This is a genomic window from Streptosporangium sp. NPDC002721 (genome assembly GCF_042888905.1).
Classification (GTDB): Bacteria; Actinomycetota; Actinomycetes; order Streptosporangiales; family Streptosporangiaceae; genus Streptosporangium.
The window spans coordinates 41,587-54,173 of the sequence record NZ_JBIAQI010000014.1 but is presented as its reverse complement, the minus strand read 5'-3'; the positions used below and the strand labels follow the sequence as shown (position 1 = coordinate 54,173).

The window sequence follows — 12,587 nt, the reverse complement described above, 5'->3', positions numbered from 1 at the left end:
CGGGCGGCAATCTAGCGGATATAACCACATATGCGTTTATGAGCCGGAAAAAATGGATACGCGGTCGGCCATCACGGGCCTGTGGATCTCGCTAAGCTCCCGACTCATGGCGGCATCTTTCTCGCACCGAGCGGTTCCCTCGCGCCCGGCGGCCTCCCCGCACCGGGTCGCCTCCCCGCGACGGGCGGCCTTCCCGCGCAGGGCGGCCTTCCCGCGCAGGGCCGCCGGGAGCCTGGCCGCGACGGCCATCCTCGCGCTGGCACTCGGCGCGTCCCCTGCCCTCACGTCCCCGGCCCTGGCGAGCGCCCCTGCCGCCGAGTCCCCCTGGACCGCGCAGACCACGCAGGTCGCCCAGGCCGCGCAAACCGGGCAGGACGTGCAAACCGAGCAGGCCGCGCAGGCCGGCAAGGTGACGAGCACGACGGTCCAGCTGGAGCTCCGGCAGGACGGCGTGCTCCACGTCAAGGAGGAGGTCGTCTTCGAGGGTGACGCGCCGTCGCGTGGCCTCGTCGACCGGATCCGCTACGACGACGGCAACGACCGCCTCTACCGGATCGCCAACCTCAAGGGCGACGCCACGCTGACCGGCGAGACCATCACCCTCAAGGGCGCGGGAAACGCCACTTTGGAGTACGACGTCCAGGGCGCCGTCACGCCGCTGGCCGACGCCCAGGAGCTGCGGTGGTACGCGGTGGGCGCCTGGTCCGTCCCGGTCGAGCAGGCGAAGGTCAGCGTGAGCGGGCCGGCCACGATGCAGAACCTGTCGTGCTTCGCCGGCCCCCTGAGCTCGGCGATCGCCTGCACCGAGGCCTCCATGGACCACACGGGCGTCACCGCCGAGTTCGGCCAGCAGGACCTCGGCACCGGCGAGGTGCTCACCGTGGTCGTCGGTTACCCCACCGGCGCCACCAAGGGCGCGCCGATCCTGGAGCGCCGCTTCGAGCTGTCCAACGCCTTCACCCTGAACGCCGTCACCGGCGGCGCGCTGGCCGGCCTGCTGCTCCTGATGCTCGGCGGCCTCGGCCTCCTCTACTGGACCCGGGGCCGCGACGCCCGCGTGGTCGGCCACGAGTCCGGCTCGCTCAGCGGTGTCGAGAACGGCCACTTCGCCCCGCCGGACGGCGTCCGCCCCGGCCAGATCGGCACCCTCATGGACGAGCAGGCCGACGTGATCGACGTGACCGCCACGATCGTCGACCTGGCCGTCCGCGGCTACCTCAGGATCGACGAGCAGCCCCGGCAGACGTACGAGACGCCCGACTGGAGGCTGGTACGAATGCCCGCCGCCCAGGTCACCTCGCTGATGCCCTACGAGCGGGAGCTCCACGACGCCATCTTCGACGGCCGTGACACGGTGCTGCTCTCGGAGCTGCAGGGATCGTTCGGGGCCAAGCTCGGCAAGGTCCGCGAGGCGCTCTACCGCGACGTGGTCACGCAGGGCTGGTTCGCCCGCCGCCCCGACACCGTCCGCACCCGCTGGACGACCATGGGCGTGGTCCTCACCGCCCTCGGCGTCCTCGCCACCGTCGCGCTGGCCTGGTTCACGACGTACGGGCTGCTCGGTCTGGCTCTGATCATCGCCGGTGCCGCCCTGGCCGTGGGCGGCCAGTACATGCCCGCCAAGACCGCCAAGGGCGCGGGCGCCCTCGCTCACACCCTGGGCTTCAGGGAGTATCTGTCCGGCGCCGACATCGGCGCGGACGTCCCGGTGGCCCAGCGGGTGGAGCTGTTCTCCCGCTACCTGCCCTACGCGGTGATCTTCGACAGCGTCGACCGCTGGGCCCGCGTGGTCTCCTCGGTCACCGGCAACGGCCAGCAGGCCGACCACCTGTACTGGTACCACGGCCCGGCCGAGTGGGACCTGTCCAGGTTCGCCGACTCGATGCGGACCTTCACCATGACCACCTCGGGGGCGATCTCCACCACCCGCCAGTTCCGTTCGCTGTAGGCGACCTGCGGGTTCAGCGGCTCAGCGGCTCAGCGGCCGGTCTCCCGGGGAATCACCCGGAGACCGGCCCGCTCAGGCGGATCTCGCCCACGGGACGCCCCCCGCCGAGCAGGACCCCGGCGGCGAGCTCGTCGAGCTCGGGGGCCTCGAAGCCGAGGGCGGTCAGGGCCGCGACGGTGACCGGGACCCGGGCGCGCTGGCCACCGTCCTCGATCTTGACGGTTCCCGAGCGCCCGTCGGCGAAGACGAAGGCGTCGAAGGCCTCGGCCCCGGCCTTGACCAGCAACCCGGGGACCGCCCGCATCAACCGGGCCTCGGGGCGGGTGGTACCGGACGTCCACTCGGGGTGGGCGCGGAAGGCGTCGGCGACGCGGCGCTCCGGGGTGTCCTCGCCGGCCCGGACGAGGGCGCGGAACGCCCGCGTCACGCCCAGCATCGAGACGAAGAACAGCGGTGCGCCGCAACCGTCCACCCCGCTGGCCGCGACACGCTCGCCGGTCAGCTCCTCGACCGTGGCGCGCACGGCCCGCTGCAGCGGATGCGCCGGGTCGAGGTAGGTCGCCGGCGGCCAGCCGTTGACCACGCAGGTGGCGAGCATCGCCGCGTGCTTGCCCGAGCAGTTCATGTAGACCCTGGCCCGGCCCCCTCCGGAGCGCAGCACCTCGTCGCGGGAGGCGACGTCCTCGGGCAGGTCCTCCGGGCAGCCGAGCGCCCCCTCGTCCAGCCCGGCCCCGGCCAGGATCCTCCGTACCCCGTCCACATGGAACGGCTCCCCCGCGTGGCTCGCGCACGCCAGCGCGAGCAGCTCACCCTCCAGGGTGAGCCCGGCGCGGACCATGGCGAGCGCCTGCAGGGGCTTCATGGACGAGCGCGGCGAGACCAGCGCGTCCACCTCTCCGTGGACCCTCACCAGCGACCCGTCGGCGGCCACGGCGAGCATCCGCGCCCGATGGGTGGACTCCACGAACCCCGAGCGGACAACCTCGACCAGCAATGACTCAGCAGACACCTTTGTCTCCTTTCGTCCGAAGTCTAGGGATGGCCTGGGGCGCGGGATGATGGGGGCATGCGTGCGGTCGTACAGCGGGTGAGTTCCGCGTCGGTGGTGGTGGACGGCGTGACGGTCGGGGCGATCGACGAGCCGGGGCTGCTGGTCCTGGTCGGTGTGACCCACACCGACACGCGCGCCGAGGCGGCCAGGCTCGCCGCCAAGCTCTGGGGCCTGCGGATCCTCTCCGGCGAGAAGTCCTGCTCCGACGTCGGCGCGCCCCTGCTGGTGGTCAGCCAGTTCACCCTGTACGGCGACACCCGCAAGGGACGCCGCCCGACCTGGCAGGCCGCCGCCCCGGGCCCGGTCGCCGAACCGCTGGTGGAGGCGGTCTGCGCCGAGCTTCGCGGGCTGGGCGCCCGCGTGGAGACGGGGGTGTTCGGCGCCGACATGAAGGTCGGCCTGACCAACGACGGCCCGATCACCCTGGTCCTGGACATCTGAGCCGCCCGAGGCTCCGCGCACGCGCCCCGGGAAGGTCGGAGCAGCCCTGGGACCGTTCCCGGAAGCCCGGAACCGGTCCGGAACCGTGTCCCGGAAGCCCGGAACCGGTCCGGAACCGTGTCCCGGAAGCCCGGAACCGGTCCGGGACCGTGACGGTGGCATCCGGGAAAACCGGGATGGACCGCCCGGAACGCGACGCCGCCGGGTGTGAACCCTCGGGTGCCAGGCGTAGGTGTGGGTGCCGGCCCGTCAGCGGATGCGGCGGCGCAGGCTCGGGTCGATCTGGACGTTGCGCCCGGCGTCCGGCGGCACGATGACCTCCTGGGACGCGGCCACCCCCCCGGCCTCCAGCGTGGTGTCCACCGGCACGGTCCGCTTCACCAAGGCCAGCGCGACCGGGCCCAGCTCGTGGTGGCGCGCCGAGCTCCCCACGAAACCGACCTCCGTGCCGTCGAGCGTCACCGGGGTGCCGTGCTTGGGCAGGGTGTCGACGCTGCCGTCCAGGTGCAGGAAGACCAGGCGACGCGGCGGGTGGCCCAGGTTGTGCACGCGGGCCACGGTCTCCTGGCCCTTGTAGCAGCCCTTGTTGAGGTGGAGGGCCGAACCGATCCAGCCCACCTCGTGCGGGATCGTCTTGTGGTCGGTCTCGAAGCCCAGGCGGGGGCGGTGCCCCTCGATCCGCAGCGCCTCGTACGCCCAGAGCCCGGCGAGGCCCAGCCCGAGCCGCCCGGCCAGCAGGTCGCGCGGGAGCAGGATGTCACGCCCGACGGCGACGGCGCCCTCGGGCAGGTCGGGGTGCGCCTCCCCCGCCACGGAGACCACGGCGTAGCGGTCCGTCACGTCGGCGACCTCGACCCTCAGCATGAACCGCATCTTGTCGAGGAACGCGGTCACCTCCGCGCCGGTGCCCGGCTCGACGTGGGCCCACACCGCCTCGCCGTCGTCGACGAGGACGAGGTGGTGCTCCACCCTGCCCTGGGCGTCCAGCAGCAGCGTCTCGGTGGGCCGCCCGGGTTCGAGGTCGTCGAGTTTCTGCGAGCTGAGGCTGTTGAGCCAGCTCAGACGGTCGGGCCCGGAGATCCGGACGACCTCGCGGTTGCTCCGGTCGACCATCGCCTCTCCGGCGAGCAGCGCGCGCTGCTCGGCGAACGGGTCGCCGTAGTGTCCGGCGACGTCGGCGTCGGGGGTCTCAGCCGCGACCGCGCCGGGAGTGTCCAGCAGAGGGCTTCGCATGGACACAGCCTACGAGGCCCCGCCAAGGAGAGCGGCAGCGGCTCTTCCCCGGGCGGGTCCACGGCCGTACGGCACACCCCGGCACGATCCCCCGGTGACCGGGCGACGTACTCCGGCGGCGGTCTCCTCGCCTGTTCAGCGGCAGTTGCGGCAGCGGCCGAAGACCGTCAGGTGGTGCACGTCGGTGAGGAACCCGAGCTTCTGGTCGAGGTTGGTGACGAAGTTGTCCACCAGGTCGGGGCTGACCTCGCTGATCTCCCCGCAGCCACGGCAGACCAGATGCACGTGATCGGCCTCGGCCGTCAGGTGGTAAGTGGGGGCGCCGTGCCCGAGATGGGAGTGGGTGACCATGCCGAGCTCCTCAAGGAGCTCAAGGGTCCGGTAGACGGTTGATATGTTCACCCCGCGCGCGGTCTCCCGCACCCGGTTGCAGATCTCCTCTGGGGTGGCGTGCTCGCAGGCTTTGACCGCCTCAAGCACCAGCTGGCGTTGCGGAGTGACCCGGTAACCGCGCGCCCGCAGTTCCTCATGCCACGACGTCTCGGTCATACCGAGAGTCTATGAGCACCAGGACTCTCCTCGTCGTTTTACGGTCCGAGAGACCGGAGGTGGGGATCACTGCCGCCGGAATACGAGAAGCACGGCCGCCATCATCGCGAACCGTATGCGGAGCCGAGGTCGGAGCGGATATCTTCGGCAGCCCTGTTCCGGCTGTCACATCAGAAAACGGGGGCGCAGGCGTTGGAGAGGCCCAAAGCCACCTGGCTGCTGTACGCCTCCGCCTCGGGGGAGCAGGTGGTCAGCAAAGAGATTCACAAGCTCCTGGAAGGCGGGCCGCCCCTCAAGGAACTCGGGGCGTTGATGTCACGAATCCAGTTCGGGACACACCTGCCCCGCGACATCGGCTCGCTGGGCAAAGGACTCCACGAAGCCCGGCTGAGCCACACGGGGATCGGATACCGCCTGTACTACGCGCGCGGCCCGCAGGAGGAACACATACTCCTGGGGCTGGCCTTCCACAAGAAAGGGGGCCAGGGTGCTCAAGATCGAGTCATCGCGCTCGCCAGGAAGCGGCCGGCCGACTGGCTGCGGAGAATATAAGGTTAAGCCGATACGAGGAGGTCGACCGTGATGGATCCCAACGTCGCCGAGCTGCTCGGCATCGATCTGAGCGATCCCGGCGTCCGGCGGGAGAACGCCGCCATCGACCGCGACATGCGACTCATCGAGAGTCTCGTGGAGCTTCGCAGAGCCCAGGGGCTCACCCAGGCCCAGGTCGCGGAGCGGATGGGCCGCAGCCAGCCCTCGGTGTCGGACTTCGAGCGGCTGGGTGGCGACCCGCATCTGTCGACCGTTCGACGCTACGCGCTGGCGGTCGGGGCGTCCGTGCATCACGTGGTCCGCTCAACCGTGGTCACCGGCGCGACGACGCAGGCGGCACCCGTGTTCGTCGTCTCGACGGACGGCCCGAAGGAGACCACGTTCGCCGCCGGACTCGAGATCTCCACGCGTGGCATCGGCGGAGAGCGGAAGGTGACCGCGTAGTGCAGGCGTTCATCGTGCTGTGCGACTCGGCCCAACGCGACCAGGCGACCGGCAAAATGCACATGCTGGGCGCCGACTGGTCCCTGGCCGACTCTTCCACGCCTCCGATGACGGTCGCGGTGTTCCTCCGCATCCCCTGGGAGCAGGCGACGTCACCGCGCCCTTTCACTCTCCGGCTGGTGGATGACGAGGACAAGCCCGTGATCGCCGCGCGGGACGGGGAGAGCTTCCCGGTCGAGCACCGGGGCGAGTTCGGCATCACCCAGGAACCGGGCCCCGACGACTTCATCCGGATGACCGACATCCACAGCAGCTTCGCCATCAGTGTCACCCCGTTCCAGCTGAAGGCCGGTCGCCGCTACGAGTGGAAGCTGGACGTCGACGGGCGGGAGCTGGCGTGCGCCGACTTCGCGATACGCCCGATCCTCCCTCCCCGCCGAAGAACCGGTTTGACCTCGACGCGCGCAACGCCCTCACCGGCTCGACACGCCGTCCGGCCCCGGCTTCACTTCTTATAGATGGATGGCACCGTTCATCTATGGCAAGTTCCTCGCTTTCGGCGACCGCTTCGGTACCGAAAGTGCCGACGTTCGTTCAGGGTGCCGGCCGCGCGGGCGGGCGGGGCCGGTCGTGCGGTGTCCTGCTGGTTCCTCGTCGAGCCGCGTCAGGGCCGGTCAGAAGGCTGCATCCGGCCGGCTGTGGCGGGCGGGAAAATACATTTGCCCTGGGGGCCCGGAGTTTCATAACGTACAGGCACGCCGAAAGGAGGTGGTCCGAACGATGGTTGCTCATAGTTGGGCTAGCGAGGTGGCTGTCCGCTAGGACGCCGCGACCGGACTCTGTCCGGGCGTCTGGCGACGTTCGGCGAATCCACGACAATCACCGGAACCCCGGGCCGCCGGAGGCGGGCGATCCCGCCTGTAGTCCACCGGCCCTCCTGCGAAGCAGGGGGAAGTGGCCCGGGGTTCTTCCCTTTCCAGCGCCTTCCTCCTCGATCACCTCGCTTCCGCGAGGTTATCTTCCGGCTTCCGCGAGGTCCCCCTCCGGAAGCCGCCCCTCCCTCACGAAACCGTCTCCCTCCGGCGGGACCGCCCCTCTTCACAGGTTTCACGAAGCGGTACATCCCCGTCGCGACCCCACAGAACCGCCTTCTCACCGCGGGGTCGCGCCGGCCGTCACTCCTGGAAGCGGGGGTTGGCGCAGTGCAGCGGGCGCTCACCGCCGAGAACCCTCACGATGTCCTCGCAGATCATCCGGGTGTGGTTGATCTCGGTGTCGTAGGTCCCCGAGCCCAGGTGAGGGGTGAGCACCACGTTGTCCATGTCGGCGAGCGGGTGGGCCGGGTCGAGCCGGTCCCCGGCGAACCGGTCGAGGGCCGCGCCGCCGAGATGGCCCGCCCTCAGGGCCCCGACAAGCGCGTCCATGTCGTGCAGGGCCGCGTCCGCGGTGTTGACGAAGATCGATCCGGGCTTCATCGCGGCGAACTCCGCCGCCCCGACCAACCGGCCCGTGGACGCGGGCGCGTGCACGGAGACGACGTCGGCCTGGGTCAGCAGGAGGTCGAGCCCGTACCGGTTCTCCGCCGCCTCGGGGTCGTGGACCATGACGCGCATGCCCAGCCCCTTCATCCGCCAGGCCACCGCACGGCCGACCGCCCCGTAACCGATCAGGCCGACGGTACGGCCCGCGAGCTCCCACGCGCGGTGGCGCCGGTAGGAGGCCATGCCCTGCCGGATCTCCCTGTCGCCGACCGCCACCCGGCGGGTCACCGCGAGGATCAGGGCGAGGGTGAGCTCGGCGACCGCGTCTGCGTCGCGTCCGGGAGCGCAGACGACGGGGATGCCCTTCGCCGTGGCGGCCGGGAGGTCCACGTTCCCCGCCTCGCTGCGGGCGCAGCCCACCACCAGCAGGGGAAGGTCCAGGACGGGACCGGCGACCTCGTCGGACTCGGTGATGAGGATGCGCGCGCCGGTGTCCGAGAGTTGCCGGGCGAGCTCGGCCGCCTGGTGGGGAGGGTGGTCGGCCGGGTCGTAGTGGACGTCGATCAACTCTCTCAGGCGGTTCCACTCTTGACCTCGCATCGGCGCCAGTACGAGTGCTCGTGGTTTCACCGCGCCTCCTTTTTCAGGAAATTTTGGTATCTGGGAGCTTTCCACGAACACCACGATCGGTCTCGACAGTGATCGGACCGTCATCAACCGGCCCACCGGCTCCTCCCGCTTCCCGTTTCCCACCGGAAGAAGGGGCCCGGTCCCAGCGGGCCCCAGTCGGAGGGAAAGGCCACGGCGAGGAGAAGGCCCCGCCGGAAAGGGGTCCTCGGCCCATGTCCGGCCGGCCGACACGGGCCATGCGCCGGATCACCACCCCCACCGGATCCGGCCGGGTCTGTACGCGGGCGGCGTGACGGCCGGGGAGGAGCGGGACTCAGCCGGTCAGTGCTCGCCTCGGGCGGGGACGCCGAGGGCCGCGCAGGCGTCACGGTAGAGGCGGACGACCTCCATACGGACCTGGGCGCGTTCGGTCAGCGTGCCGCTCCAGGGAACCCGTACCGTGACGTCCCGCCCGCCGACCACGGCGGCGAACTCGATCGCCTCGGCGTCGACGCCGGTCGTCGTCGCGGCGGTGGCCTCGGGCTGCCCGCCGAGACCCCTGCAGATCAGCAGCGCGTCATCGGCGTGGTCGTCGTTCATGTGGCGCTTGATGGCCTCGACTACGTCGGGGGTGAAGGGGGTGCTCATGCTCAGAGGGTAGCCAGCGCCCCCGCCCCACCTCGTCGCGGGCACCTGGCGGAGACCCCGCCCCCGGGCGCGACCTCACATCCCGAGACATCCCGAGACATCCCGAGCGCGAACCTCACACCACGTCGGGTACGAAGTCACCGACCCGCTTGAGCTCGGCCGAGATGTGGGACTGGAGCTGCTGTCCCATGGCCGCCATGTCGTACGCCCACATCAGGTTGCCGTTGACCAGCCCGTAGAGGCGGTGGCCCGCCGTGTACTCCTTGGCGGTCGCGGTGCGGGCCACCACGTCGGTCTGAAGCTCGATCTTGTTGAAGACCACCTCACCGACGTAGATCTCCACGATGCCCGTGGGGTGTGACAGGCACACCTCAAGCTGGCGGTTCGGAAGCTGGCGCCAGAAACCGGTCTCCGTGCCCAGCGGGCGGACCTTGCCGCCCGCCTCGTCGAGCAGCCAGGTGCGGCTGGTGTAGGTCAGGAACGGCTTGCCGTTGTGACCGAAGACGATCTCCTGGCCGAAGTTGAAACTCTCGATCGTCGGATATCCCCCGACCCCGGCGCCTTCCCATCGGCCCACGAGGAAGGCGATCGGCTCAAGATCGGGATGCAGTTCGGGAACGTCCATGGAAACGAGCCTAGGGCCGCTCCGGTATGGTTCGCGCCGGTGACACCGGGCCGCATAGGCTTCGAACATGGCACGATCACTGGTGATCAAGGTTACCGCAGGCGAAGACTCACCTGAGCGCTGCAATCAGGCGTTCACGGTGGCCGCGGCGGCGTTGGCGAGCGGGGTTCCCGTCTCCCTGTGGCTGACGGGCGAATCCGCCTGGTTCGCCCTTCCCGGCCGGGCGAAGGAGTTCACCCTCCCGCACGCGGCCCAGCTCGGCGACCTGCTCGACGCGGTGCTCGCGGGGGGCAAGGTGACCCTGTGCACGCAGTGCGCGTCCCGGCGGGACATCGCGGTCGACGACGTGATCGAGGGCATCCGCATCGCGGGCGCCCCCACCTTCGTGGAAGAGGTGCTGGGCGAGGGCGTCCAGGCCCTCGTCTACTGAGACTGAGACCTCCGTAACACCGCCCACCGATCCCGCGGCCGTCGAACCACCGGCCGCCCGGCGAGGCCGGGCGTCCGGAGCCGGTCTCCCGCCTCTCGCGCCGGTGAGACGCCGCCGAGCTCGGACGGGCCGCCCCTGCCGGTGGGACGCCCCCGTCAACGAGACGTCCCCATCAACGAGACGTCCCGTCAGCGGGGCGCCTCCATCGGCGGGACGCCCCCGTCGGTGACGCCTTCATGTGGGAGACGTCCCCGCCGGCAGGGCCGTACGTGATCAGTGGGGCAGCACCGCGGCCAGACGTTCCCCACGGAGACGGTCGAACCAGGTGTCGTCGATCGGCGGCAGCTGGGCACCCACCGCCCAGGTGAGCAGCAGGTCGGCGAGGCCGGGGTTGCGGGCGAGCGCGGGACCGTGCAGGTAGGTGCCGACGATCTTGCCGGTGTAGCAGCCCTCGGTGCCGTCGCCGTTGCCCGTGCCGACCGCCGTACGCGCCAGCGGCCGGATCCCGGCCCCGAGCCGGGTGACGCCCATGTGGTTCTCGAAGCCGGTCAGCGTCGGGATGCCGAGCGCCGGGTCCGCCTCCCCGGCCAGCTCGCCGACGGCCCGGCCCTGGCCGCGCCCGCTGGAGATGTCGATCAGGCCGATGCCGTCGACCGGCTGGCCCTCCTCGCCGCCGAACGTGGTGCCGATGATCTGGTAGCCCGCGCACACGGCCAGCAGGGCCGCGCCCCGCTGGACGGCCCGGTGCAGGCCGCCGTCGCGCCGGAGCCTCTCCGAGGCCAGGATCTGCGGCCGGTCCTCACCGCCGCCGATGAGGTAGATGTCGCCGCCCTCGGGAACCGGGTCGGCCGAGCGCACGTGCACGGTCTCGACCGGGATGCCCCGGCGCTGGGCGCGCTGCTCCAGGACCAGGACGTTGCCCTGGTCGCCGTACGTGCTCAGTAGGTCCGGATAGATCCAGACAAGGCGCAGGGCGCTGTCAGACTGCACGACCGAACTCCGATCGGATCTGCTGGAAGGCGGTGTAGTTGGCGATCACGTCGACCTTGCCCGGCGGCTGCGCGGCGAGCGCCTGCTCGAACGAGTCCGCCAGCTGGAACGGCACGTCCGCCACGTCGAGCCGGAGCGCGAGGTCGAGCCGCCGCTCACCGGCCACGAAGACCGGCCTGCCGCGCAGCACCCGGTAGTCGACGTCCCACAGCCATGAGGTGTCACGGCCGTCGGGCCCCTGGGCGTTGACCGACAGGATCACCGGAAGCGAGGAGTCGAGCACGTCGAACGCCTCCAGCCATCCGGCCGGGTTCTTGGCGAGCAGCAGCCGGGCGTGCCGGCCGTCGCGCTCCACCGTGGTGTACCGGCCGGCGACCGACCTGACCTCGCGCAGCCGGGGCAGCGCCCGGTCGACGGGCAGGCCGAACACCTCGGCGGTGGCCAGCGCGATCGCCGCGTTGGCCCGGTTGGCGCGCCCGGGGAGCTGGATGTCGAGCACCCAGCGCCGCCCGCGCGGGTCGATCACCGCGTCGTCGTCGAGGACCCAGGACGGCTCCGGCCGCCGGAAGGTGCACTCACGGCAGGCCCAGTCGTTCTCCCCCGCCTGCGCGGGGGCACCGGCGCCGGCGCTGCCGGGCGGGACGTACTCCATGCCCTTGCGGTCGAGGGGGCCGCCGCACTCGGGGCAGCACCAGGAATCTTCCTTCCACGGCTGCCCGGCCGACACCCAGGTGACCGAGGCGGCGGTGGAGGCGCCCCAGGCGACCAGTGGGTCGTCGGCGTTCGCGATCACGTGCGTGTTCCTGCCGGCCAGCGCCCGCCGCCACTTCTGGGCGAGCAGCCAGATCTCGCCCGCCCGGTCCATCTGGTCGCGGCTGAGGTTCATCAGGCAGACGACCCCGGCCCCGGTGGTCTCGATCACCTCGGGCAGGTACTTCTCGTCGACCTCCAGCACGCCGTACGGGGCGTGCTTGGCCGACGACAGCGCCGAGACGTGCCCGGCGGGCATGTTGGCGCCGAAGGCGTTGGTGGCGACGTCGCCGAGCTCCGCCAGCGCGGAGGTGATCAGGCGGGTCGTCGTGGTCTTGCCGTTGGTCGCGCTCACCAGCGCGAGCTTGCGGTCGTGCGCGAGCTTGCGCAGCAGGTCGGGCTCCAGGACCAGGCTGACCCGGCCCCCGATCACCGATCCGTCTCCGCGCCCGGTGACCCGGGACAGGGTGGCGGCCGTCCGGCCGAGAGCGGTGGCGAGCTGCGCCCGCAGCGGAAGCTGAGTCATGCCGTCTCCTCGCTTGGCGACCCGTCGTGAGACGAGTTTGGCGACCCGTCGCGGGACGACCCGGCGGCCGACCGGCCCGGCCGCGGGACCGGAATCACCGAATCGTTCATGCCGCAGATCTTAGCCCTGCTTCGGCACCGTAACCCCCGGCGGCACGTCACACGTACCCCTCGGTGACGGTGAGGTACGAAAGCCCTCGGACCCGGTCGAAAAGCACCCGGGAAAGGCCCCGGGCGAATCCCACGGAAACGCTCATGGAAAAGCCCGTGGAAAACACGGAGCGGGCCCGCAGAGCGAGCCCACCGCGGAA

Annotated in this window: 14 protein-coding genes; 6 read left to right on the top strand and 8 right to left on the bottom strand. The window is 71.1% G+C overall.

What is annotated here, in order from left to right:
* Positions 1–106 precede the first annotated feature (106 nt).
* Complete coding sequence (locus tag ACFYWM_RS21095) at positions 107–1,948, top strand: DUF2207 domain-containing protein (RefSeq protein WP_389917118.1); 1,842 nt, start codon at positions 107–109, stop codon at positions 1,946–1,948.
* Between the two features lie 52 nt (positions 1,949–2,000).
* On the opposite strand, the gene ACFYWM_RS21090 is transcribed toward ACFYWM_RS21095, so the two are convergent.
* Positions 2,001–2,957, bottom strand: a complete 957-nt coding sequence (locus tag ACFYWM_RS21090) for an asparaginase (protein ID WP_389917116.1) — start codon at positions 2,955–2,957, stop codon at positions 2,001–2,003.
* A 57-nt stretch (positions 2,958–3,014) separates the two neighbouring features.
* On the opposite strand from ACFYWM_RS21090, the gene dtd reads away from it, so the two are divergent.
* A complete protein-coding gene (dtd, locus tag ACFYWM_RS21085; RefSeq protein WP_389917114.1) occupies positions 3,015–3,440 on the top strand; it encodes a D-aminoacyl-tRNA deacylase in 426 nt (141 codons plus the stop codon).
* 249 nt (positions 3,441–3,689) lie between these two features.
* On the opposite strand, the gene ACFYWM_RS21080 is transcribed toward dtd, so the two are convergent.
* On the bottom strand, positions 3,690–4,673 hold the full coding sequence (locus tag ACFYWM_RS21080) for a YgfZ/GcvT domain-containing protein (protein ID WP_389917112.1): 984 nt from the start codon (positions 4,671–4,673) through the stop codon (positions 3,690–3,692).
* Between the two features lie 135 nt (positions 4,674–4,808).
* Positions 4,809–5,222, bottom strand: coding sequence for a Fur family transcriptional regulator (locus ACFYWM_RS21075; protein ID WP_389917110.1), 414 nt, complete (start codon positions 5,220–5,222; stop codon positions 4,809–4,811).
* A 192-nt stretch (positions 5,223–5,414) separates the two neighbouring features.
* Here ACFYWM_RS21075 and ACFYWM_RS21070 point away from each other — a divergent pair, with 192 nt between their 5' ends.
* From ACFYWM_RS21070 to ACFYWM_RS21060, 3 genes are read left to right on the top strand one after another with little or no spacing between them, the layout of a single operon-like run.
* Entirely contained in the window at positions 5,415–5,774 is a 360-nt protein-coding gene (locus tag ACFYWM_RS21070) for a hypothetical protein (RefSeq protein ID WP_389917108.1), read from the top strand.
* Positions 5,775–5,804: 30 nt separating this feature from the next.
* A complete protein-coding gene (locus ACFYWM_RS21065; RefSeq protein WP_389917106.1) occupies positions 5,805–6,218 on the top strand; it encodes a helix-turn-helix domain-containing protein in 414 nt (137 codons plus the stop codon).
* A complete protein-coding gene (locus ACFYWM_RS21060) occupies positions 6,218–6,736 on the top strand; it encodes a DUF6941 family protein (protein WP_389917104.1) in 519 nt (172 codons plus the stop codon). The genes ACFYWM_RS21065 and ACFYWM_RS21060 overlap by 1 nt, the downstream gene beginning before the upstream one ends.
* A 657-nt stretch (positions 6,737–7,393) precedes the next feature.
* On the opposite strand, the gene ACFYWM_RS21055 is transcribed toward ACFYWM_RS21060, so the two are convergent.
* From ACFYWM_RS21055 to ACFYWM_RS21045, 3 genes are all read right to left on the bottom strand, one after another.
* Positions 7,394–8,329 (bottom strand): NAD(P)-dependent oxidoreductase, encoded by a 936-nt coding sequence (locus tag ACFYWM_RS21055; protein WP_389917102.1) that lies wholly within the window; start codon positions 8,327–8,329, stop codon positions 7,394–7,396.
* A 321-nt stretch (positions 8,330–8,650) separates the two neighbouring features.
* Entirely contained in the window at positions 8,651–8,956 is a 306-nt protein-coding gene (locus ACFYWM_RS21050; RefSeq protein ID WP_389917100.1) for a DUF2470 domain-containing protein, read from the bottom strand.
* 115 nt (positions 8,957–9,071) lie between these two features.
* Positions 9,072–9,581, bottom strand: coding sequence for an FABP family protein (locus tag ACFYWM_RS21045; protein WP_389917098.1), 510 nt, complete (start codon positions 9,579–9,581; stop codon positions 9,072–9,074).
* 67 nt (positions 9,582–9,648) lie between these two features.
* Here ACFYWM_RS21045 and ACFYWM_RS21040 point away from each other — a divergent pair, with 67 nt between their 5' ends.
* The gene (locus ACFYWM_RS21040; RefSeq protein WP_389917096.1) at positions 9,649–10,011 is read left to right on the top strand and encodes a DsrE family protein; all 363 of its coding nucleotides are present in this window, start codon (positions 9,649–9,651) and stop codon (positions 10,009–10,011) included.
* Positions 10,012–10,284: 273 nt separating this feature from the next.
* On the opposite strand, the gene ACFYWM_RS21035 is transcribed toward ACFYWM_RS21040, so the two are convergent.
* Positions 10,285–11,001 (bottom strand): type 1 glutamine amidotransferase, encoded by a 717-nt coding sequence (locus tag ACFYWM_RS21035; protein WP_389917094.1) that lies wholly within the window; start codon positions 10,999–11,001, stop codon positions 10,285–10,287.
* Complete coding sequence (locus ACFYWM_RS21030) at positions 10,991–12,277, bottom strand: MurT ligase domain-containing protein (protein ID WP_389917092.1); 1,287 nt, start codon at positions 12,275–12,277, stop codon at positions 10,991–10,993. Before ACFYWM_RS21030 ends, ACFYWM_RS21035 begins: the two co-directional genes overlap by 11 nt.
* Positions 12,278–12,587: the final 310 nt, after the last annotated feature.